Annotated in this window: 20 protein-coding genes; 10 read left to right on the top strand and 10 right to left on the bottom strand. The window is 70.7% G+C overall.

The annotated features are described in order from the left end of the window. Positions 1-63: 63 nt before the first annotated feature. The 5 genes from treZ to D8M34_RS08670 all read right to left on the bottom strand — a co-directional run bounded on the left by treZ (position 64) and on the right by D8M34_RS08670 (position 7,278). Complete coding sequence (gene treZ, locus D8M34_RS08690) at positions 64-1,806, bottom strand: malto-oligosyltrehalose trehalohydrolase (RefSeq protein ID WP_126893779.1); 1,743 nt, start codon at positions 1,804-1,806, stop codon at positions 64-66. Then, complete coding sequence (treY, locus tag D8M34_RS08685) at positions 1,803-4,151, bottom strand: malto-oligosyltrehalose synthase (RefSeq protein ID WP_126893778.1); 2,349 nt, start codon at positions 4,149-4,151, stop codon at positions 1,803-1,805. The genes treZ and treY overlap by 4 nt, the downstream gene beginning before the upstream one ends. Continuing rightward, positions 4,148-6,322 carry a glycogen debranching protein GlgX gene (gene glgX, locus D8M34_RS08680; RefSeq protein WP_126893777.1) on the bottom strand — a complete coding sequence of 725 codons (2,175 nt, stop codon included), beginning with the start codon at positions 6,320-6,322 and terminating at the stop codon, positions 4,148-4,150. The genes treY and glgX overlap by 4 nt, the downstream gene beginning before the upstream one ends. After that, positions 6,319-6,603: a hypothetical protein gene (locus tag D8M34_RS08675; RefSeq protein WP_126893776.1), complete on the bottom strand. Its 285-nt coding sequence runs from the start codon at positions 6,601-6,603 to the stop codon at positions 6,319-6,321. The genes glgX and D8M34_RS08675 overlap by 4 nt, the downstream gene beginning before the upstream one ends. A gap of 105 nt (positions 6,604-6,708) precedes the next feature. After that, the gene (locus tag D8M34_RS08670) at positions 6,709-7,278 is read right to left on the bottom strand and encodes a dihydrofolate reductase family protein (protein ID WP_126893775.1); all 570 of its coding nucleotides are present in this window, start codon (positions 7,276-7,278) and stop codon (positions 6,709-6,711) included. A 70-nt stretch (positions 7,279-7,348) separates the two neighbouring features. Between D8M34_RS08670 and D8M34_RS08665 the strand changes: the two genes are divergently transcribed. The 5 genes from D8M34_RS08665 (at position 7,349) to D8M34_RS08645 (ending at position 11,988) form a co-directional block, all read left to right on the top strand. Further along, the gene (locus D8M34_RS08665) at positions 7,349-7,915 is read left to right on the top strand and encodes a TetR/AcrR family transcriptional regulator (RefSeq protein WP_126893774.1); all 567 of its coding nucleotides are present in this window, start codon (positions 7,349-7,351) and stop codon (positions 7,913-7,915) included. Between the two features lie 82 nt (positions 7,916-7,997). Then, the gene (locus D8M34_RS08660) at positions 7,998-9,320 is read left to right on the top strand and encodes a GAF domain-containing protein (RefSeq protein ID WP_126893773.1); all 1,323 of its coding nucleotides are present in this window, start codon (positions 7,998-8,000) and stop codon (positions 9,318-9,320) included. A 171-nt stretch (positions 9,321-9,491) separates the two neighbouring features. After that, complete coding sequence (gene exaC / locus D8M34_RS08655) at positions 9,492-11,042, top strand: acetaldehyde dehydrogenase ExaC (protein ID WP_126893772.1); 1,551 nt, start codon at positions 9,492-9,494, stop codon at positions 11,040-11,042. A gap of 70 nt (positions 11,043-11,112) precedes the next feature. Beyond that, a complete protein-coding gene (locus D8M34_RS08650) occupies positions 11,113-11,502 on the top strand; it encodes a DUF779 domain-containing protein (RefSeq protein ID WP_085605273.1) in 390 nt (129 codons plus the stop codon). An 81-nt stretch (positions 11,503-11,583) separates the two neighbouring features. Beyond that, positions 11,584-11,988 carry an arsenate reductase ArsC gene (locus D8M34_RS08645; protein WP_062765849.1) on the top strand — a complete coding sequence of 135 codons (405 nt, stop codon included), beginning with the start codon at positions 11,584-11,586 and terminating at the stop codon, positions 11,986-11,988. Positions 11,989-11,995: 7 nt separating this feature from the next. Here D8M34_RS08645 and D8M34_RS08640 read toward each other — a convergent pair whose 3' ends face one another. Continuing rightward, a complete protein-coding gene (locus tag D8M34_RS08640; protein WP_062765846.1) occupies positions 11,996-12,907 on the bottom strand; it encodes a LysR family transcriptional regulator in 912 nt (303 codons plus the stop codon). A 103-nt stretch (positions 12,908-13,010) separates the two neighbouring features. Between D8M34_RS08640 and D8M34_RS08635 the strand changes: the two genes are divergently transcribed. Beyond that, entirely contained in the window at positions 13,011-14,396 is a 1,386-nt protein-coding gene (locus D8M34_RS08635; RefSeq protein WP_126893771.1) for an MFS transporter, read from the top strand. Further along, positions 14,393-15,139 carry a 3-hydroxybutyrate dehydrogenase gene (locus D8M34_RS08630; RefSeq protein WP_126893770.1) on the top strand — a complete coding sequence of 249 codons (747 nt, stop codon included), beginning with the start codon at positions 14,393-14,395 and terminating at the stop codon, positions 15,137-15,139. The genes D8M34_RS08635 and D8M34_RS08630 overlap by 4 nt, the downstream gene beginning before the upstream one ends. A gap of 4 nt (positions 15,140-15,143) precedes the next feature. Here the strand turns inward: D8M34_RS08630 and D8M34_RS08625 are convergent, their stop codons facing one another. Further along, entirely contained in the window at positions 15,144-15,782 is a 639-nt protein-coding gene (locus tag D8M34_RS08625; protein ID WP_126893769.1) for a TetR/AcrR family transcriptional regulator, read from the bottom strand. Between the two features lie 63 nt (positions 15,783-15,845). Between D8M34_RS08625 and D8M34_RS08620 the strand changes: the two genes are divergently transcribed. After that, positions 15,846-17,159, top strand: a complete 1,314-nt coding sequence (locus D8M34_RS08620) for a glycosyltransferase (protein WP_126893768.1) — start codon at positions 15,846-15,848, stop codon at positions 17,157-17,159. A 224-nt stretch (positions 17,160-17,383) separates the two neighbouring features. On the opposite strand, the gene D8M34_RS08615 is transcribed toward D8M34_RS08620, so the two are convergent. Further along, a complete protein-coding gene (locus D8M34_RS08615) occupies positions 17,384-18,469 on the bottom strand; it encodes a hypothetical protein (RefSeq protein ID WP_126893767.1) in 1,086 nt (361 codons plus the stop codon). Then, a complete protein-coding gene (locus D8M34_RS08610; protein WP_025102824.1) occupies positions 18,466-19,371 on the bottom strand; it encodes a hypothetical protein in 906 nt (301 codons plus the stop codon). Before D8M34_RS08610 ends, D8M34_RS08615 begins: the two co-directional genes overlap by 4 nt. A 65-nt stretch (positions 19,372-19,436) precedes the next feature. On the opposite strand from D8M34_RS08610, the gene D8M34_RS08605 reads away from it, so the two are divergent. Next, complete coding sequence (locus tag D8M34_RS08605) at positions 19,437-19,796, top strand: hypothetical protein (RefSeq protein ID WP_231729533.1); 360 nt, start codon at positions 19,437-19,439, stop codon at positions 19,794-19,796. A 1-nt stretch (position 19,797) separates the two neighbouring features. On the opposite strand, the gene D8M34_RS08600 is transcribed toward D8M34_RS08605, so the two are convergent. After that, positions 19,798-20,385 carry an Lrp/AsnC family transcriptional regulator gene (locus D8M34_RS08600; RefSeq protein WP_234024180.1) on the bottom strand — a complete coding sequence of 196 codons (588 nt, stop codon included), beginning with the start codon at positions 20,383-20,385 and terminating at the stop codon, positions 19,798-19,800. Between the two features lie 151 nt (positions 20,386-20,536). Between D8M34_RS08600 and D8M34_RS08595 the strand changes: the two genes are divergently transcribed. After that, positions 20,537-22,120, top strand: a complete 1,584-nt coding sequence (locus D8M34_RS08595; protein WP_062765825.1) for an ABC transporter substrate-binding protein — start codon at positions 20,537-20,539, stop codon at positions 22,118-22,120. Positions 22,121-22,128 lie beyond the last annotated feature (8 nt).

Genomic DNA, 22,128 nt, shown 5'->3' with positions numbered 1-22,128 from the left:
GCCTCCCGGCCCCCTGCGCCCGCACGTAAAGGGCCGGGCCGACCGCAGAGGGGTGGGTCGACCTCAGTTGACGATGGCGGCGGCGTCCGGGGGGAGAGTCAGGAGCGTGGGGGTGCTCGACGCGGGGGCGGTTGTGAGGAGGAGCTGGGACGTGGGGGGTACCGCGAACGAGGCGGGGGTGGGGGAGAGGTTCACGAGCACCGACACTCCTCCGCGATCGATGCGGTAGACGCGGTGCTCGGGGCGGCCGTCCGTCTCCCGGACCTCGACCGTCGTGTGCGCGGAGTCCGGGTCGGTGAGCTCCGGTCGCGCTCGCCGCAGTCGCGCGAGGTCGCGGTACAGCGCCAGGAGCCGGGCGTTCACCGGCGCCTCGGCCTCCGCCCAGTCGAGGTGCGAGCGACGGAAGGTGTCGGGATCCTGCGGGTCGGGCACCGCATCCGGATCCCAGCCCATGCGGGCGAACTCCGCCGTGCGACCCTCGGCGACCGCGCGGCCGAGTTCGGGCTCGGGGTGGGCGGTGAAGAACTGCCACGGTGTCGTCGCGCCCCACTCCTCGCCCATGAAGAGCATCGGGGTGCCCGGGGCCGTCAGCGTGAGGACGGCGGCCACCGCGAGCCGATCGGGGGACAGGGTGGCGGAGAGCCGGTCCCCGGCCGCGCGGTTCCCGATCTGGTCGTGATCTTGCGCGAAGGTCACCAGCCGCCAGCTCGGCACCTCGGCCGGGATCGGCGACCCGTGCGGACGGTCGCGGAAGGACGACAAGGTGCCGTCGTGGAAGAACCCGCCCTCTGTCACCTTGGCCACCGCCTCGGCCGCGGCGAAGTCGGCGTAGTACCCGGCGGTCTCCCCGGTGAGCGCGACGTGCACGGCATGATGCCAGTCGTCCGACCACTGCGCCGTGAGTCCGTAGCCCCCGGCTTCCCGCGGGAGGATGAGCGTCGGGTCGTTGAGGTCGGACTCGGCGATGAGGGTCAGCGGCCGATTCTGCTGCGCGGAGAGGGCGTCCACCCGTTCGGAGAGCTCCCGCAGCAGGTGCACGGGCCGCCGGTCGTGCAGTGCGTGCACGGCGTCGAGGCGGAGCCCGTCGACGTGGAAGTCGCGCAGCCACATCAGGGCGTTGTCGAGGATGTACTCCCGCACCGCGTCCTCGTCGAGGTTCACCGAGTCGCCCCAGGTGTTGCTCTCGCCCTCGCGCAGGTACGGACCGAAGAGGGGGAGGTAGTTCCCGCTCGGACCGAGGTGGTTGTAGACCACGTCCTGCACGACGGCGAGCCCGTGTGCGTGGGCGGCGTCGACGAACCGCTGGTACGCCGCGGGACCGCCGTACTCCTCCTGCACCGCGTACCAGAGCACGCCGTCGTATCCCCAGTTCCAGGCGCCGTTGAAGGCGTTGACGGGCAGCAGCTCGACATGGGTGACGCCGAGGTCCACGAGATGCGCCAGGCGGCCGATCGCCGCGTCGAGCGTGCCCTCCGGCGTGAAGGTGCCGAGGTGCAGCTCGTAGATCAGCCCGCCCGCGAGCTGCCGTCCGGTCCAGGAGGCGTCGGTCCAGGCGAAGGCCGCGGGGTCGAACGCCGCCGAGGCGCCGTGCACGCCGTCCGGTTGCCGCCGCGAGCGCGGGTCCGGGCGCAGGTCGTCGCCGTCGTCGAGCAGGAACCCGTAGCGCTCGCCGTCCGCGAGGACGAGGTCGGCGGTCCAGTGCCCCTCAGTGGTCGCCGTGAGTTCCCGCTCCTCCACGGTCGCGCCCGCGGCGTCGAGGCGTCGCACCCGCACACGCCTCGCCCGCGGCGCCCACACCGAGATCATCGGGCCAGCTCGATCAGCGCGACCGGATACGTGTCGAGCAGTTCCGCCAGCCGCACCGGTCCGGGCGGGATCCGCCGACCGGTGAGGAGATCCGTCCCCGGCAGCTCCGGGCGCATCAGGACGGTGTCGCCCCAGCCGCCGCGGCGCGCCAGCGTCACCGGCAGCCGCGTGGCCACGGCGGTCGCGCCGCCGCGGTGCACGGCGACGGCGTGGTCGGCGGCCGCGCCCTCGACGACGGCCGGCCGGTAGAAGCGGAACAGCTCCGGGTTGTCCCGCCGCAGTCGCAGGGCCCGCGAGGTCACCAGCAGCTTCGCGGCACCGGAGTCGTCGATGGGCGGGAGCACACCGCGGGCGTGGTCCGCGTCGAGCTCCCGCAGCATCCGGGCGCGCAGAGCGAAGTCCACGGGTCGACGGTTGTCGGGGTCGACGAGCGAGAGGTCCCACAGTTCGGTGCCCTGGTAGACGTCGGGCACGCCGGGGCCGGTGAGCTGCAGCAGCTTGGCGGAGAGGGAGTTCGAACGGCCCGCATCGACGATCTCCGCCACGAACCGGTCGAGGATCGGCGCGGCGTCGCCCTCCACGGATCGCGCGATCGCGGCCAGACCCTCCTCGAAGGCCGCGTCCGGATGCTGCCAGGTGGTCCGCTCGGCGGCCTCGCGCGCGGCCTTGGTGGCATAGGCGAGGAGCCGGTCGGAGGGCAGCGGCCAGGCTCCGACGGCGGCCTGCCAGATCAGCGCGTCGAGGGGACCGTGTCCGGTGGTCGCGACGGCGCGCAGCTCCGCCAGCACCTCGCCCCACCGCTCCGGGATCTCCGAGAGCACGGACAGGCGTGCCCGCACGTCCTCCGAGCGCTTCGTGTCGTGCGTGGAGAGCGTCGTCATCGAGTGCGGCCAGGCGGCCAGTCGTGCCCGCTGCGCGTCGTGGAACTCCTCGATCGACAGGGCGGGGATCGACGGATCGGCGCCGACCTCGGTCAGCGTCCCGAGGCGGGTGAACCGGTAGAACGCGGTGTCCTCCACGCCCTTCGCCATCACGGCGCCGCTCACCTGCGGGAACCGCTGCGCGACCTCGAGCGAGGGGTCGACCAGGAGCGGTTCGAGCGCCGCGAAGGCGGCGGAGAGGTCGGGGCGTCGACGCCGGGCCTCCGCGAAGGCGGCGCACAGGTGCTCGCGACCTTCGGGGAGATAGGAGCGGTACACGGGGAAGCAGGCGAGGAGCTCGGCGAGGGCGTCGTCGGCGTGCACGATCCCGTGGGGGAGCGTGCGGACCAGGCGGCGCACCTCCGCGGCCAGGAGCGTGTCGGCGATCATCCGCTTCGTGTCGTGGATGAGGTCGTGCCAGGGGAGCGCGTCCGGGAGGCCGGTCTCCGCGCGGAGCCGGGCGTCCAGCCGGTCCAGCGCCGCGACACCCTCCGCGTCGACGAACAGGCGGTCGAGCTCGGCCAGCGCGTCGTAGCCGGTCGTGCCGTCGGTGCGCCACCAGGCCGGGAGGGCCTCGCCGGGCTCCAGGATCTTCTCCACGAGCGTGTACGCGCGCCCGGTCGCGTCGGCGAGCTGCTCCAGATACGCACCGGGGTCGACGAGGCCGTCCGGATGATCCACCCGCAGCCCGTCCGCGAGTCCGGTCCGGAGCCAGCGGAGGATCTCCCGATGCGACTCCGCGAAGACGTCGGGACGCTCCACCCGGATGCCGGCGAGTTCGGAGACCGCGAAGAATCGGCGATACGTGAGATCGGTGTTCTGGTCCTCCCAGAATCGCAGCTCGTAGTTCTGGGCCGCCAGGAGTGCCGGGAGGTCGTCGGCCAGCGCCGCGGTGCCCGGGGCGAGCGGGAGCTCGTGCTCGAAGTAGCGCAGCACCCCGTCCGGCGCATCGGCGGCCGGGGTGGTGTCGACGTCGAGCTCGCCGTTCGCGACGACCTCCTCCGGGCTCGCGCCCAGCAGCGGGAGCAGGAGCCGTCCGCCGCCGGCGTCCCAGTCGATGTCGAAGGCGGCGGCATGACGGGTCTTCCGGCCGAGTCGCAGCACCTCCCACCACCACGGGTTCTGCCGCGGCACCGCGACGCCCACGTGGTTGGGCACGATGTCGGCGAGGATGCCGAGGCCGGCCGTGCGCGCCGCCGAGGCGAACCGGACGAGACCGTCCTCGCCCCCTCGGTCCGGATCGATGCGCGCGTGGTCGACCACGTCGTAGCCGTGGTTCGAACCCGGCGTCGCCGCCAGCAGCGGCGACAGATACGCCCAGGACGCGCCGAGCTCGGCGAGGTAGCCGACCACATCGGCCGCCGCTTCGAGGGGGAAGCTGCCGCTGATCTGGAGGCGATAGGTCGACAGCGGCCTGTCGGTCATGAGGCGGCCTGCTCGCTCTGCGCGCGGAGCGAGGCGTCGACGGAGTCGTCGGTGTCGACCGGCTCGCCGTCGATCTCCTGCAGCACGAGCATGGCCTTGCCCTCGAGCGGCACGGTGTCGCGGGCGCGGAGGTTCCGGTCGCCCAGCTCGCCGGCGGTGTCCACGGCGACGAGCCATTCCGCACCGTGGCGATCGTCCGGCAGGGCGAGGTCGACGGGCTCGTCGCCGCTGTTGAAGTAGACGAGGAAGTTCACGTCCTCCACGGGTCGCCCTCGCCGGTCGTTCTCGCGGATCCCGCGGCCGTTGAGGAACATGCCGACAGAGCGGCCGAAGCCGGAGTCCCAGTCCTCCGGGGTCATGCGGGCGCCGTCCGGTCGCAGCCACACGACGTCGGGGATGCGCTCGCCGTCCTCGTCCGCGACCGGGCGTCCGTCGAAGAAGCGGCTGCGGCGGAAGGTCGGATGGTCGTGCCGGAGCCGTGCGACCGCCGCCGTGAACTCCACGAGCGGCAGGTCGGCCGCCTCCCAGTCGATCCAGGTGAGCTCGTTGTCCTGCGCATAGCCGTTGTTGTTGCCGTGCTGCGTGCGGCCGAGCTCGTCGCCGTGGGAGATCATCGGCACGCCCTGCGAGAGCAGCAGAGTCGCGAGGAAGTTCCGCTGCTGACGCGCGCGGCGGCGATTGATGTCGATGTCGTCGGTCGGTCCCTCTGCGCCCATGTTGTCGGAGCGGTTGTGGGATTCGCCGTCGTTGTTGTCCTCGCCGTTGTCCTCGTTGTGCTTCTCGTTGTAGGAGACGAGGTCGCGCAGCGTGAAGCCGTCGTGCGCGGTCACGAAGTTGATGGAGGCGACGGGTCGTCGGCCGGAGTGCTCGTACAGGTCGGCGGAGCCGGTGAGGCGGGAGGCGAACTCGCCGAGCGCCTGCGGCTCCCCGCGCCAGAAGTCGCGCACGGTGTCGCGGTACTTGCCGTTCCACTCCGTCCACTGCGGCGGGAAGTTGCCCACCTGATAGCCGCCGGGTCCGATGTCCCACGGCTCGGCGATGAGCTTCACCTGGGAGACGATCGGATCCTGCTGCACGAGCTCGAAGAAGGCCGCGAGGCGGTCGACGTCGTAGAACTCGCGGGCGAGGGTTGCCGCGAGGTCGAAGCGGAAGCCGTCGACGTGCATCTCGGTCACCCAGTACCGCAGCGAGTCCATGAGCAGCTGCAGGGCGTGCGGGTTGCCCGCGTTCAGGCTGTTGCCCGTGCCCGTGTAGTCCGTGTAGTACCGCTTGTCCTCTTCGAGCCGGTAGTACGCCTCGTTGTCGATCCCGCGCATCGAAAGCGTCGGACCGAGGTGGTTGCCCTCCGCCGTGTGGTTGTAGACGACGTCGAGGATGACCTCGATGCCGGCCTCGTGGAGCGCGCGCACCATGGCACGGAACTCCTGCACCTGCTGACCGTCCTGGCCGCCGGCGGCATAGGCGTTGTGCGGGGCGAAGAAGCCGAGGGTGTTGTAGCCCCAGTAGTTCGACAGGCCCTTGTCCTGCAGCACCGAGTCGTTGACGAACTGGTGCACGGGCATCAGCTCCAGGGCGGTGACGCCGAGGCGCTGGAGGTGCTCGACGACCGCCGGGTGCGCGATGCCGGCGTAGGTCCCCCGCAGCTCCTCCGGCACCTCGGGGTGCCGCTGGGTGAGCCCCTTCACATGGGCCTCGTAGATGACGGTCTCGGCGTACGGCGTCTTCAGCGGGCGGTCGCCGCCCCACTCGAAGAACGGGCTGACGACCACGCCCTTCGCCATCGCGGCCGCGGAGTCGTCGTCGTTGCGGGAATCAGGGTCGCCGAAGTCGTAGCCGAACAGGGACTGACCCCAGTCGATCTCGCCGGCGACGGCCTTCGCGTACGGGTCGAGGAGCAGCTTGTTCGGATTGAACCGCTGCCCCTGCGCGGGGTCGTACGGGCCATGCACCCGATAGCCGTAGTGCTGCCCGGGCTGGACCGTGGGCAGGTAGCCGTGCCAGACGAAGGCGTCCACCTCCGTGAGGGGCGCGCGCGTCTCCGTGCCGTCCGCGTCGAAGAGGCAGAGCTCCACGCGCTCCGCGCCCTCGCTGAAGAGGGCGAAGTTGGTGCCCTGCCCGTCGAAGGTGGCCCCCAGCGGGTAGGCGGACCCGGGCCAGACCTCGCGGCTCATCCGGCGAGGGCGTGGTCGCGCGAACCCGCGGCCATGGCACTGACGATGCTGACGGCATGGTCGTAGTCGTACACCTGAGCGATCTCCACAGCCCGAGGATACGGGTGTCCGAGGTAGCAGACATGGAGCGGCGGCACGACCTCGATGTACCCGACGGGGGCGTCGTGCGCGACGACGTACCGGTCGAAGTCGATCCGCTCGCAGGCCGGCTCGATCGCGGCGGGGTGGGCCGCGTCGGCGCGCTGCGAGGAGCCAGTGCTGGTGGGGGTGTGGACGTTCATGGCGCCTCCTGACTCGTGATGCGACCACGATAGGAACCGGGAACGGATTCGAGAACGGTATTGCCAACCGGGCGTCGACCGGCTATGCACGCGATGACGACGGGATCACTCGCCGCGCCGTCGCACGTACTCCGTCACCACGACGCCCGATTCATACGGGGTCGTCTCCACGGCCTCGAACCGCTCGGGACGGTAGGGGCGGTCGCCGAAGAGCGGGATGCCGGATCCGAAGAGCAGCGGCTGCCGTTTCAGGATGAGCCGGTCGATCTCGTCGGCCAGCGTCGCCGCGAGAGCCCCGCCGCCGCACAGCCAGATCGCGCCGCCTTCCTCGCGCTTGAGGCGCCGCACGACGTCCGCCGGGTCCTCCGCCGTCACCTCGAGATTCTCGGCCGCGGCGGTGCGGGTGCGGCTGAAGACGATCTGCCGCAGGTGCCGGTACGGGCTCGCGAGCCCGCCCACCTCGTAGGTGTTCCTGCCCATCAACACGGTGTCGAACACGTCGTTGCGCTGCGGGATGCCGAGGGCTTCGGCGGCCACGGTCGGCAGGGTGTCGGCGAAGCGGGCATTGATGCCGTCCATGTGGTCGCCCTCGACGAGGAAGGCGTCGAACTCCCCGTCCGGACCGGCGATGAACCCGTCCAGGGTCACCGCGGCGTAGTACACGAGCTCTCGCATCGTTCTCCAATCACTACATCTGTTGCGGTTGAGAGTACAACAGTCGTAGTGATTGCGCTAGGGTGGCGGCATGGCGAGGAACGAGCCGCGACGACGGCAGATCGCGGATGCGGGGCTGGCGGTGCTCGCCCGCGAGGGATCCCGGGGGCTCACACACCGCGCGGTCGACGCCGAGGCGCACGTCCCCGCGGGCACGACGTCGAACTACTTCCGCAGCAGGGAGGCGCTGATCGAGGGCCTCGTCGACCGCATCGGGGAACGCCTGGCTCCGACGCCCGAGGACCTGGAGCGGAGGGCCGAGATCACGCCCAGCCGGGAGCTCTTCGCCGACTACATCAGGGACATCGTGCGCCGCCTCACCGCTGATCGCGACGTGACCCTCGCCCTCTTCGAACTGCGGCTCGAGAGCGCTCGCCGTCCCGAGCTCGCCGCCGTGCTCGGCGCCTGGCAACGGGCCGGCTTCGACGCGGACGTCGCCTTCAACACCGGGGCGGGTCTCCCCGGGGGGCGGCGGGAGATCGCCCTGTTCCACTACGCGATCGACGGTCTGCTGCTCGACCGGCTCACCACACCGATCGACCCGGAGACCTCCACCGACGACGTGATCGACGATCTCGTGGCCGGGCTGCTGCCCTGACCGTCGCCGCGGCTGCTGTTCCGCCCGGTCGATCCTGCTCGTACACTGAGGGCACGCTCCCGGCTCCAGGAACGGAGAACGCGTGTCTGCGACGTGGCACGATCCGCGGGAGGCGTCGCCGACGGCGTCTCGCCTCCTCGTCGAGCGCGCGCACGATGAGCTCATCGCCGGGAACCTCGACGATCACCGCCTCCGCGAGGTGCGTCCGCTCGTGCGCGAGTCGTGGGAGCGGTCGTGGCGCCGCCGCGTCGGTCCGGAGGGGCTGCCGCCGCTCGATCTGCATGAGGACGAGCTCGACGCCTATCGCCTGGCTCATCCGCTCGCCTCGGCGATGGAGATGATCCGCGCGCTGCTGCTTCCCGGCGACTCCGAGGACTCGGGGGTCGTGATCGCCGTGGGGGACCAGGCCGGGCGCCTGCTGTGGATCGAGGGCGACGCGCAGCTGCGGTCCCTCACCGAGGGCATGGGGTTCGTCGCCGGCGCGAACTGGGCGGAGGATGCCGTCGGCACGAGCGCTCCCGGCACCGCGCTCGCCCTGGAACGGTCGGTGCAGATCCGCGGGGCCGAGCACTACAACCGGCTGGTGCACCCGTGGTCGTGCACCGCGGCGCCCGTGCGCGACCCGGAGACGCAGCGGGTCCTGGGCGTGATCGACATCACCGGGGGACCGGAGGTGGTGACCCCGCAGGCCCGGCTGCTCGTCGACGCGACGGCGCGAGCGGTCGAGTCCGAGCTCCTCGTGGCCCGGCTGCAGCGACGGGCGGAGCCTCCGGCTCGACGACTGCCCGGCAGGACGCCGCCGGAACCCCTCGCCCGCGCGCGACTGCACGTGCTCGGACGCGACCGCGCCCGGCTGGAGACCGTGTCGGCGCATGAGGAGGCGGTCACCGAGCTCAGCGCCCGGCACGCCGCCATCCTCCTGATGCTGGCCGTGCACCGTCAGGGGCTCTCCGCCGATCGGCTCGCCGAGCTCGTCTACGGCCCCGGCGTCTCGCCGGACACCTTGCGGCCGGAGATGGTGCGTCTGCGGAAGGTCCTGGAGCGGGCGGCTTCCGACCTCGTGCCGGAGTCCCGCCCGTATCGTCTTCCGGTGCCGCTGGAGACCGACGCCCACGACGTGCTGTCCCTCCTGGATCGCGGGGCGCACCGGGTCGCTCTGACGGCGTATCGGGGTCCGGTGCTGCCGGACTCGGCCTCGCCCGGCGTGGAGGAGTTCCGTGACTCGGTCCGTGCGGCGCTGCGGGAGGTCATGCTGTCGGGGGCGAGTCTGGACGTGCTGCTCGCCTACGCGGACACCCCCGAGGGCAGTGAGGACGCGGAGGTGCTGCGGCTCGCGTTGGAGATGCTGCCGGCGCGCTCGCCGCGTCGTGCCGGTCTCGTGACCCGGATCGAGCGCCTCACCTGATTCGAATCGCCCGATTGGCCCCATTCCGGCCGCGGATGCAGCACAGTGCGCGATTCGAACGGGGTGCAACCGGCTGCAACGTTGCGCACCGGGAGTGCAACGGGCGACGGCCTAGCGTCGAGGGAACACCGCGGCATCGACGCCGCGGCGCCCCCGTCGAAGGAGACCCCCATGACCATCGTCGAAGAAGACGTGTCCCTCGCCTACGCGGCCCCCGGGCAGCCCGGAGCAGTCGCGAGCTATCGGCCCCGCTACGGCCACTACATCGGCGGCGAGTTCGTCGAACCCGCCAAGGGCCAGTACTTCGAGAACATCAGTCCCGTCAACGGCAAGCCCTTCACCGAGGTCGGCCGTGGCACCGTGGAGGACATCGACCGCGCCGTCGACGTCGCCTGGAAGGCCTTCACCGCCTGGGGCAACACCAGCCCCGCGGAGCGCTCCGTGATCCTGAACCGCATCGCCGACCGGATGGAGCAGCACCTGGAGGAGATCGCGGTCGCCGAGACCTGGGAGAACGGCAAGCCCGTGCGGGAGACCCTCGCCGCCGACATCCCGCTCGCCATCGACCACTTCCGCTACTTCGCCGGCGTGCTCCGCGCGCAGGAGGGCGGCATCAGCCAGCTCGACGAGAACACCGTCGCGTACCACTTCCACGAACCGCTCGGCGTCGTCGGCCAGATCATCCCCTGGAACTTCCCGATCCTCATGGCCGTGTGGAAGCTGGCGCCGGCGCTCGCCGCGGGCAACTGCATCGTCATCAAGCCCGCGGAGCAGACGCCCGCATCGATCCTGTTCCTGTTCGACATCATCGGCGACCTGCTGCCGGCCGGAGTCGTCAACATCGTGAACGGTTTCGGCATCGAGGCCGGCGCCCCGCTCGCCCAGCACAAGCGCATCCGCAAGGTCGCCTTCACCGGGGAGACCACGACCGGGCGCCTCATCATGCAGTACGCCTCGCAGAACCTGATCCCCGTCACCCTGGAACTCGGGGGCAAGAGCCCGAACGTGTTCTTCGAGGACGTGGCCCGATCCACGAGCGACCCGTTCTACGACAAGGCGCTCGAGGGCTTCACGATGTTCGCGCTCAACCAGGGCGAGGTCTGCACCTGCCCGTCACGCGCCCTCATCCAGCGCTCCATCTACGACGGGTTCCTCGCCGACGGCCTCGAGCGTGTGAAGAAGGTCGTGCAGGGCAATCCGCTCGACCCCGCGACCATGATCGGCGCGCAGGCCTCGAACGATCAGCTGGAGAAGATCCTCAGCTACATCGACATCGGGAAGCAGGGCGGGGCCCGGCTGCTCACGGGAGGCGAGCGCGCCGACCTCGGCGGCGATCTCAGCGAGGGCTACTACGTGCAGCCGACCGTGTTCGAGGGGACGAACGACATGCGGATCTTCCAGGAGGAGATCTTCGGTCCGGTGCTCTCGGTCACGAGCTTCGACGACTTCGACGACGCGATCTCGATCGCGAACGACACCCTGTACGGCCTGGGCGCCGGGGTGTGGAGTCGCAGCGGGGACACGGCGTACCGCGCAGGCCGGGCGATCGAGGCGGGCCGTGTGTGGACGAACACCTACCACCAGTACCCGGCCCATGCCGCGTTCGGCGGGTACAAGCAGTCGGGCGTCGGCCGCGAGAACCACAAGATGATGCTCGACCACTACCAGCAGACGAAGAACCTCCTCGTCTCGTACGCGGACGGTCCGATGGGCTTCTTCTGATCCCCCCCGCCCGGGTGTCGGACGGCGCTCGCCGCCCGGTCCGACACCCGGCATCCCGGAAGGAGTCCCCATGGCCGACGCCGCCCTGCCCGCCCGCGTCGCGGTGACCGCCCCCGCCGCCGCGCTCGTCCGCGAGCTCACCGCGCAGCACGGGCCGCTCATGTTCCACCAGTCCGGCGGCTGCTGCGACGGCTCCGCGCCCATGTGCTACCCGGTGGGGATGTTCCTCACCGGCCCCGGCGACGTGCTCCTCGGCGCCCTCGACGTCGGGCTCGACGATCCGGTCGAGGTCTTCATGTCGGCCTCGCAGTTCGAGTACTGGAAGTTCACGCACCTGACGATCGATGTCGTGCCGGGACGCGGCGCCGGGTTCAGCGTCGAAGGTCCGACGGGGATGCGGTTCCTCATCCGGTCGCGGATGCTCGACCCCGCGGAGCTGGCGAGCCTCGGCCTGGTCTGAGGACTTTCGAATCGCCTGATTGGTCCCCTTTCGGCCGGAGATGCAGCCAATCAGGCGATTCGAACGGGATACGCTTGCCCGGTGAACGCACCGTACCGACCCTCCGTCCTCTTCGTCTGCGTCCACAACGCGGGGCGCTCGCAGATGGCCGCCGGCTTCCTCCGGCACCTCGCCGGCGACCGCATCGAGGTGCGCTCCGCCGGGTCGATGCCCGCTGCCGAGATCAACCCCGTCGCGGTGGCGGCGATGGCGGAGGTCGGCATCGACATCAAGGCCGAGCAGCCGAAGGTGCTCACGACCGAGGCCGTGCAGGCGTCGGACGTCGTGATCACGATGGGCTGCGGTGACGCCTGCCCGTTCTTCCCCGGCACGCGCTACGAGGACTGGGTGCTCGACGACCCCGCCGGCCAGGGGATCGACGCCGTCCGGCCGATCCGCGACGACATCCGCGGTCGCATCGAAACCCTCGTGTCCGAGTTGCTCTGACCGGCGCTCAGCCGGCCCCGTCGAGCATCGCCTTGGCAGCACGCGTGCGGGCGCGCAGGGCTTCGGCGAGCGCCGCGACCGCGGGGAGCCGCAGCGACTCGGGCCGCGCGACCATGTAGTACGGGAGCTTCTCGGCGAAGACCTCGGGCAGCAGGCGCACGAGATCCGGGTGCCGGTCGGCCGCGAAGCAGGGGAGCAGGCCGATCCCGGCTCCCGCGCGAGTGGCCTCGACGTGCACGAAGACGTTGGTCGAGGTGAGTCCGTCCTGCATGCCGGGAACGAGGCGGCGCGGAAGGTCGAGCGCGTCCACCTGGAGCATCGAGTCGACGAAGTACACGAGTCGATGCTGCTCCACCTCGGCACGCGATGCCGGGGTGCCGGTGCGGCCGAGGTAGTCCCGGGAGGCGTACATGCCGAGGGTGTACGTGCCGAGCTTCACGGCCTGCGCGCGGCGGGTCTGCGGCGCGCCCACGACCACCTCCAGGTCGAGCCCGGCGCGGTGCTCGGCGGCCCTCCGCGTGGCGGCGACGATCTCGACCGTCAGCCGTGGGTGTGCTCGGCGCAGCTCTGCGATCGCGGGGGCAGCGATGTAGGCGCTGAAGCCGTCCGTGGCGGACATGCGCACGACGCCGGCGATCGGATCAGGAGTCTCGCCGGGGGCGGAGTCGAGCTGGGACAGCGCGGCCTCGATGCGTCCACCGGTCTCGGCGGCGGTGCGCCCGAGATCGGTGAGTTCCCACCCGGACGCGGATTGCGCGACGACCCGTCCGCCGAGCGCGTCCTCGAGGGCAGCGATGCGGCGCGCCACCGTCGTGTGATCGAGACCGAGGTGGGCGGCGGCGCTCGTGTACCGGCCGGTGCGGGCGACCGCGAGCAGCACGAGCAGATCGTCGGCACGAGGCCTCTTCGCCGCATCCATGCTGCAATTATGCACAGCCGCTGCGCGCCACTGGGCATTGCTGCAAATCCGGCCGGTGCCGACACTGGAACGGATGTGTCACCGTCGACACCGAAGGAGAGAAATGACCGCCCCCACCCGCGCCTCCGGTCACCCCGCCGCCGCCCCGTCCTCCTCGAAGCTCAAGCGCGTCGTCGCCGCCTCCATGGCCGGCACCGTCGTCGAGTGGTACGAGTTCTTCCTCTATGCGACCGCCGCCAGCCTCGTCTTCGGCACCTACTTCTTCCCGGCCACCGGATCGCCGCTCGACGGCATCATCGCCGCTTTCGTGACGTATGCGGTCGGCTTCATCGCGCGGCCGCTCGGCGGCATCGTCTTCGGTCAGATCGGCGACCGTTTCGGCCGCAAGCCCACGCTGCAGGCCACGATCATCATCGTCGGCGCCGCGACCTTCCTCATGGGGTGCCTCCCCGGCTTCCAGAGCATCGGCTACTGGGCGCCCGCGATGCTCGTCGCGCTGCGCTTCATCCAGGGCTTCGCTGTCGGCGGCGAGTGGGGCGGGGCCGTCCTCCTGGTCGCGGAGCAGAGCCCCGACCGGTCGCGCGCGTTCTGGTCGAGCTGGCCCCAGGCCGCGGTTCCCGTCGGCAACCTGCTCGCCACGCTCGTGCTCCTCGTGAGCTCGTGGGCGATGAGCTCGGCGGCGTTCCTCGAGTGGGGCTGGCGCATCGCGTTCTGGCTCTCCGCGGTGATCGTGCTCGTCGGCTACTACATCCGCCGCAACGTCGAGGAGGCTCCGATCTTCCTGGAGGCGAAGGCGCAGGTCGAGGCGGAGAAGGCCACCTCCTACGGCGTCGTCGAGGTGCTGCGCCGGTATCCGATCGGGATCGTGCAGGCGATGGGCCTCCGTTTCGCCGAGAACATCGTCTACTACATCGTCGTCAGCTTCACGATCGTGTACCTCAAGACCGTGCACGAGTACGACACCAGTCAGCTGCTGCTCGCCCTGCTCATCGCGCACGTCGTGCATTTCGCGATCATCCCGCAGGCGGGACGGCTCGCCGACCGCTGGGGCCGCAAGCCGGTGTACCTCACAGGCGCGATCCTCAGCGCCACCTGGGCCTTCTTCGCCTTCCCGATGTTCGACACCCTGAACCCCGTGCTCATCGTCCTCGCGGTCACCATCGGCCTCTGCTTCCACGCGTTCATGTACGCGCCGCAGCCGGCGGTCATGGCCGAACTGTTCCCGACGCGGATGCGGTACTCCGGCGTCTCGCTGGGGTCGCAGGTCACGGCGATCCTCGCCGGGTCGCTGGCGCCGATCCTGGCGATCCAGTGGCTCCGGGACTTCGGCTCCTGGCTGCCGATCGCGCTCTACATCGTGTTCGCCTGCATCGTCACGACGATCGCGGTGCTCTCGCTGCGGGAGACGAAGGGCGTGTCCCTGCAGGCCATCGACGACGCGGATGCCGCCCGCGCGAACGCCCGCACCGCGGCTGCGAGTGCCGCATGACGGATCTGCACGGACGTCGTGCTCTCGTCACCGGGGGAGCGAGCGGGATCGGTGCCGCCTGCGCGAGAGCCTTCGCGCAGGCGGGCGCCCGCGTGACGATCGCCGACATCGACGGTGACGCGGCCGAAGCCCTCGCCGACGAGATCGGCGGGCGGGTGTGGCAGATCGACCTCACCGACCGCGATGCCCTGGCCGCACTCCGCCTCGACACCGACATCCTCGTCAACAACGCCGGCGTGCAGCACGTCAGCCCGATCGAGGATTTCGACCCCGCCCGCTTCTCGCTCCTCGTGCAGCTGATGCTCGAGGCGCCGTTCCTGCTGACCAGGGCTGCACTCCCGGGGATGTACGAGCGGGGCTTCGGGCGGATCATCAACATGTCGAGCGTCCACGGTCTTCGCGCCTCGCCGTTCAAGGCGGCCTACGTGGCGGCCAAGCACGGCCTGGAAGGGCTGTCGAAGGTCACGGCGCTGGAGGGTGCCGCGCACGGCGTCACGAGCAACTGCATCAATCCGGGGTATGTGCGGACCCCGCTGGTGGAGCGCCAGATCGCCGACCAGGCGCGGGTGCACGGTATCCCGGAGAACGAGGTCCTGGAGAAGGTGCTCCTCACCGAAGCCGCGATCAAACGCCTCGTGGAGCCGGAGGAGGTCGCCGGCCTTGCCGTCTGGCTCGCCGCTGACGCCGCCGGGATGGTGACCGGCGCGAGCTACACGATGGACGGCGGCTGGTCCGCGCGGTGAGCCGTCACGCCGACGGAGAGGCCGCGGCGAGCACAGCACTCCGCAGCCAGGAGCGGTAGCGGTGCGGCGACCAGCCGGACTGCACGACGAGCTGCTGGTGGCTCTCCGGCGAGAGCAGGAACGACAGCACGTCGGCGAGGGCGTCGCCGTCGTGGTCCGAGTCGACGATGCCTCGGCGCTGCAGTTCCGCCGCGAACCCCCGGTAGTCCGCAGCCCGGTTCGCGAGGATGCGCTGGAGGGCGGCATCGACGACCGGATCGGAGAGCGCCGCGCCCAGGAGGACCGTCCAGAGGGCATGCCCCCGCTCGTTCGCCGCGCCGATCTGCGTGATGACCGCGTCGAGGAAGACGTCGTCGGGCAGAGTCGTCAACCCGGAGCCGGCCTCGGTGTCGGCGAGGGTCTCGGCGGCCTCCGAGCCGGATAAGGTGACCTCGAAGGCGGCGATGAGCAACTCCGCCTTCGCCGCCGTGGTCTTCACCGTCTCCGCGGAGACCCCGGCCTCCTTGGCGATCGCAGAGATCGTCGTCGCCTGGTATCCCTGCGCGGCGAACAGGCGGGCGGCTGCCGCGACGATGCGCGCACGGGTCTCCTCGGCCTGTCGGGTCCGCAGGGCGGAGCGGTAAGGGCGTGCATTCGACGTCATTGACTTTCCTCAAGGGGTGATGAATACTTCAACGGTACAACCAACCCTATCGAGAGAGTCGCCATGTCCCGTTACCTCCTCACCTGCACCCCCGCCCACGGGCATGTGCTCCCGCTGCTGCAGGTCGCCAGGCACCTGGTCGCCGGTGGGCACGACGTCCTCTTCCTCACGAGCACCCGGTACGAGGAGCAGGTGACCGCGGCGGGCGCGCGGTTCCGTCCGCTGCCGGCGGAGGCCGACGTCGATCTCGACGACGCGAACGGCGCGTTCCCCGAGCGCGAAGGTCTCACCGGGGTGGCTGCGCTCCGCTTCGACATGAGCACTCTGTTCATCCGTCCGGGGCGGGCTCAGCTCGAGGCCGTGCGCGTCGAGCTCGCGCGGAACCGCGTCGACGCCGTCCTCACCGAGCCGCTGTTCGTCGGTGCGGCGCTGCTGCAGCGGCTGCCGAAGGCCGAACGGCCCCCGGTCGTGGTCCTCGGCATCTTCCCGCTCGGCGCCCGCAGCGTCGACACGGCCCCGTTCGGGCTCGGAGTCACGCCGATGCGCGGGCCGTTCGGCCGGATGCGCAACGCCTTCCTCCGCACCGTGGCGGAGCGCGTCATCTTCGGCGGCGTGCAGAAGGAGGCCGACGCCATGGCGCGCGAGGCGGTCGGCCGCGATCTCGGCGGATTCGTGCTCGACTGGGCGGGCCGCGCGGACGCGTACGTGCAGTTCTCGGTGCCGGCGTTCGAGTACCCGCGCTCCGACCTCCCGGCGTCCGTGCACTTCGCCGGCCCCCTGCCCGCGGCGGCGGCGACCGTGCCACTGCCCGAGTGGTGGTCCGACCTGGACGGACGGCGGCCCGTGATCCATGTCAGTCAGGGGACGATCGCCAACGCCGACTTCGGCCAGCTCGTGCTTCCCACGATCGCCGGGCTCGCCGCGACGGACGCCCTCGTGGTGGTCTCCACCGGTGGACGCCCCGTCGAGGCGCTCCCGGCGGAGCTCCCGGCGAACGTCCGCGTCGCCGAGTACCTGCCCTACGACCGGCTGCTGCCGGAGGTCGACGTGTTCGTCACGAACGGCGGTTTCGGCGGGGTGCAGCAGGCCCTTGCCCAGGGCGTCCCGCTGGTGGTCGCGGGGCAGACGGAGGACAAGGTCGAGGTCTCCGCCCGAGTCGGGTGGACCGGGGTGGGCATCAACTTGCGGACGAATGCGCCGAAGCCGGGACAGGTCGCCGAGGCCGTGCGCCGGGTGCTGGCCGAGCCGACGTTCCGGGATCGCGCGCGGCAGGTCGGAGAGGCGATGCGCGCTGCGGACGCCTGGCAGACGCTCGACACGGTCCTGGCCGCGGAGACCGCGACAGGGGCCGCGGCCGACAGTTCGATGCACCGCTGAGCGCCGCGCGGGAAAGTGCATTCCCGCGCATGAACGCAACCGGGTGCAACGTCCGCCGGTATACCATCCCGGTATCGCCACGCAGCGTCAGTCCCCAGCTGACCACGGGCGGGACGGTCGAACCGTCAATGCGGAGGGAACGTCGAATTCCTTTCGATCCCGAGGGGGGATGGGGTGGGCGTCGGTTCCCCAGAACGGCACCCACCCCCACATCGGGTTCGTCGTCAGTTCCAGCGGCTGAGCATCCAGAAGACCGCGAATCCGATCACCACGACGATCGGCACCCAGGTCCCCGTGCGCTTGAGGCGCCGACCCTGCGGCGCGACCCCCGGCGGTGGGGTGATCATCCCGGCCGGCGCAGCGAACGGGAGAGCGTGGCCCCCGGGCGTCGCCGCGGCGGCGAGGCGGTCGTCGCGCCACCGCGCCCACTGGTCGAGCTTGGTCAAGAGCGCCCCCACCGCCCCGAACAGCCACGCCCAGGTCGCCGGATCGAGCGTGGAGGCGCGGCGGGGCGTGTAGAGGAACAGCCAGTCGTCGACGATCTCGACGTCGAGCTGCGCGGCGTTGTCGATGAAGCGCGCCATGATGTCGGGCGTGAAGAGGTAGAGCGCGTCCTGCTCGTAGCCGTCCGGGCAGTACAGGGTGAAGTGCTGGTCGAAGTCGCCCTCGAGCGACAGGCGCTGTGCCCGCTGGAACGAGGCCGGCAGGTTGGAGCCGAAGCCGTTGTTGCCCTTCGCGTCGAGCACGATGTTCGGCAGGGGCACATCCAGCTTCACGGCCACATAGCCCCAGCGATACGTCGTCGAGTTCTTCCCGGACTGCACCGTGTACTGGTAGTTGCCGAACTCCACGAACCGTGGATTCGTGCCGCGGACCAGATCGGTCGCCATGCGCGAGCGGCCGAGATGGAAGATCATCCCGGGGAGCGGCGGATCGTCCACGCGCGGCTCGTACGTCATGCCGTTGGCCTGGGCGAACCGGTGCAGGCGGTACCGCGCGGTGCGCGCGTTGCGGACGCCCATCCAGATGAGCACGCCCACCCCCGCGGCCACCAGCAGGAGGAGCACGAGGGGGATCGCCGCCGCGGCGGGGGAGCCGCTTCCCGCTGCCAGCGCCACCACCACGGAGGCGAGGATCGGAAGCATCACGACCCCGGCGATCGCGACGGCCACGGCGATGATCGACGACACCGCCATGCCGGTCGTCCGCCGGGACCGGAGCTCCGCCGTGAAGGCGCGGACGGCGGCCGGGTCGACCGGATCGGTGAGGGGACGCGCATCGAACGACGCCGATGCCTGCGGAGACGTCATCGGTTGACCTCGTCGGCGTCCCACGTGAGGTCGGCACCCGCGCGCAGAGCCTTCGCCTCCAGACGTTCGTCCGTGCAGATCGCACGGATGAGGTCGGGCGAGCCCGCCACGATCGTGGAGTCGTAGTCGATCTCCGAGACCATCACCCAGGCGCGATCGGCGGGCCACAGGATGTTCGGGCTCTGGGCGGCGGGCGGGAAGCCGCGTTCCTCGCCGACCCGGTCGCGCCACGGCACGCCGAGCACCCAGTCCGGATCCGCGAAGGCCCTGGCACCCCCGGAGAACAGCACGTAGTCGCGCCCGGGGAGCTGCAGCCGGGGCCCTTCGGAGATCTCGCGGGAGAGGATGCCGTCCTGCCAGGTGGGCTTCCGGAAGACGTTGTTGAAGGGGTCGTGCGTGCTGCGGTCGAGCATCGCCTGATGGTGCGGGTCTTCGCTGAACGTGAGGAAGACACGGGACGGCCCGTCTCCGAAGAAGCCGACCAGACCGCCGAATCCCTCCCAGAGCGCGACGACCCCGTCGTCCGGTGTCGCGGTGTGGGCGGCGAGGTGCCCGCCCAGGACCGTCACGAGGTCGCTGTCGAGCGCGCCCTCCATCGGCGCCGTGAACTCGCGGCCGTCCGGAGCGATGCGGGTCCGCCAGTCGGCGTCGACGGGAGTGCGCACGATCCGGTGCCACTGCGCCTCTGCGTGCATCGTCGTGCCGAAGGCGGCGGCGGTGTCCGCCCAGCTGACGCGCACGTCGGAACCCGCCGCCGTGGGACTCTCCCGCACCGTGGCGGGATGGAAGATCCGGGCGTACGCGGGGAAGCCGCGGGGGACGACCGCGTGCATGCTCCCCAGACCGTCGTCGAGGGTCTCCCGCAGCCACGCGCCGACGCCGGGGTCTGCGATCCACTCCATGCGACCACGGTACCGGCCGCGTCCGACGACGCGAGCCGCGGCCGTCGATCCCCCATAATCGAGGGGTGACTGCCACCGCCACCCTCCCCTCCCTCGACGGCCGACGCTTCCGCATGGTCTCGTCCACGACCTCCGCCGTCGACCCCGACGCCCCCAGCGTCTTCGAGTACTTCGAACGCGACGGCGCGATCTGGGGCGGCTACGAGGGCGACACGGTCACCTTCGGGAAGTTCGTCGGCACGCGCACCGGCGACACGATCTGGGTCTCGTTCGTCCATGTGCTCAAGGCCGACGGCACCGTGGTCACCGGCGATGGCGAGAGCGAGCTGGAGCTCACCGACGACGGCCGCATCCGTCTGGTGGAGCACTACGAGATGCACGGCCTCCCGCAGCTCAGTGTCGTCGAGGAGATCCCGGCCGCCTGACTCAGCGGGGCGGGAGCGCATCCCGCCCCGGCGAGGCGGGCGTCCATCGCGTCATCCCGAGCGGAACCTCCGTCTGCCGCTCCGGCAGGTCTCCGGGCAGCAGGTAGGGCCGCCGGATGACCTCGTCGAGCACGACGACGCTGACCACCGTCCGCACCTCGGGAAGCTGCGCGATGACCCCCGTCGAGAACTCGTGCACACCGCTCACGTCGACCGCGCGGATGAGCAGCATCGCGTCGTGCTCCCCGGTCGTGATCGCGCACCACTCCACGTCCGGCATCTCGATGATCCGCTCCCGGAACGAGGCCCAGGCCTGCGGCATCACGGTCACGAAGACGAGGGCTCCGATCGACAGCCCGGCCTTCGCCTGATCCACGCGTGCGCTGAATCCGGTGATGACGCCGTCGTGCACGAGCGACTCGACCCGCGTGTACGCGCTGGCCCGCGAGATGCCCACCTTCTCGGCCAGCGCGGCGATCGAGACGCGACCGTTATCGCGCAGCACATCGAGGATTCTGTACGCCGTCTCATCCAAAGGGGCGGCACTTCGTCCAGATTGCTTCGACGGATCCGCGTCCTTGCTGGACATATTGCTCCTCACATCCGAGGTTCTCGACAATGCGTGCCTGTGTGACGCGCACTTGCTGGACACATCGTCGCATATGATGCGAATCTGATCCCCGGTCGTCCACATCGGTGGCGACCGGACCCGAATGTACTCCTCGCCCTTGGAGGCCCTGATGTCGTCACGCCGTATCACGCCGGTCATCGCGCTCGGAGCCGTCGCGCTCCTGGCGCTCGCAGGTTGCTCGGGAGGGAACTCGGCGAACACCTCCGAGTCGTCCCAGGGCTCCGACTCCCTCGTCATCGACACCGCATTCTCGATCGAGACGGCCGACCCGGGTCACACGTACGACCCGACCGGCAACATGATCGCGAAGGCGCTGTACGAGACCCTCGTCGACTTCGAGGGCTCCGACGTCTCCACTCCGGTCCCGGGCCTCGCGTCGTGGGAGCAGAACGACGAGGCGACCGAGTTCACGTTCACGCTCGAGGGCGACCGCGTGTTCTCCGACGGCTCGCCCGTCGAGGCGAAGGACGTCGTGTTCTCGCTGCAGCGCATCCAGGGGATGGAAGACGCCAAGCCGAACTTCCTGCTCGGCGGCCTCACGATCGAGGAGGTCGACGACAAGACCATCCGGTTCACCTCGGAGACCCCGCTGCTGCAGCTCCCCGCGATCCTCGCGAACCCGGCGCTCGGCATCGTCAACGCCGACGTCGTGATGGAGAACGGCGGAAGCACCGACGGCTCCGACAGCGCCCAGGGCTTCCTCGACGGCGAGTCCGCCGGATCCGGCCCGTTCGTGCTGGACACGCTCGACCTCAGCTCGCAGGTCGTGCTCACGCGCAACGACGAGTACAACGGCGACGAGGAGTCGGCCTACAGCCGCGTCGTCGTGCGCAACGTCTCGGAGAGCGCGACGCAGCTCGCCAACCTCAAGGGCGGCGACTCGATGGTCGCGATGGATCTCAACGGCGACCAGGTCGCCGGTCTCGGCGACGACATCAGCGTCGACTCGGTCCCGTCCGGCCAGACCATCTTCCTGCTGCTCAACCAGGGCGAGGCCGGCGGTGACCTCGCGAACGTGAAGATCGCGGAGGCCATCCGCTACGCGCTCGACTACGACGCGCTGCTCGAGCTCGCCGGCGCCGGTGCCGTCCAGGCGACCGGCGTCATCCCGCCCGGGTTCGAGGGCGCCCTCGACAGCGGCGTGAAGCAGGACCTCGACAAGGCGAAGGCCGCGCTGGAGGAGGCCGGGTACACCGGTCAGACCCTCAAGCTCCAGTTCCCGAACGACTACCCGGTCGGCGGCGTGGAGTTCACCCCGCTCGCGGAGCGCATCCAGGCGCAGCTCGAGGACGCCGGCATCGCCGTCGACCTGGCTCCGGCACCGTTCGCGACCGAGCTCGACGCGTACGTCAACGGCACCGAGGGCTTCGGTCTGTGGTTCTGGGGTCCGGACTACGCCGACTCGGCGAACTTCCTCCCCTTCGCCCCGGGTCTGAAGGTCGGTCTCCGCGCCGGCTGGGCGGCCGAGGCCAACCCGGAGATCGCGGGCATCGCCGCCGGTGCGGCCGCCGCGACCGACGCCGAGCAGCGCACCGAGGCCTTCACCGAGTTCGCCGAGGCCATGCAGGCCGAGGGCCCGTTCGTGCCGCTGATCGTCCCCGGTCGCAACATCTCCTCCGCCTCCAGCGTGTCCGGCGCCGTGTACAACTCCGTGTGGGAGATGGACATCGCCGAGATCCAGCCGGCCGGCTGAGCGGATCG

The sequence above is a fragment of the Microbacterium sp. HSID17254 genome, assembly GCF_003989315.1.
Lineage (GTDB): Bacteria > Actinomycetota > Actinomycetes > Actinomycetales > Microbacteriaceae > Microbacterium.
This window is presented reverse-complemented; position numbering and strand designations above follow the sequence as displayed.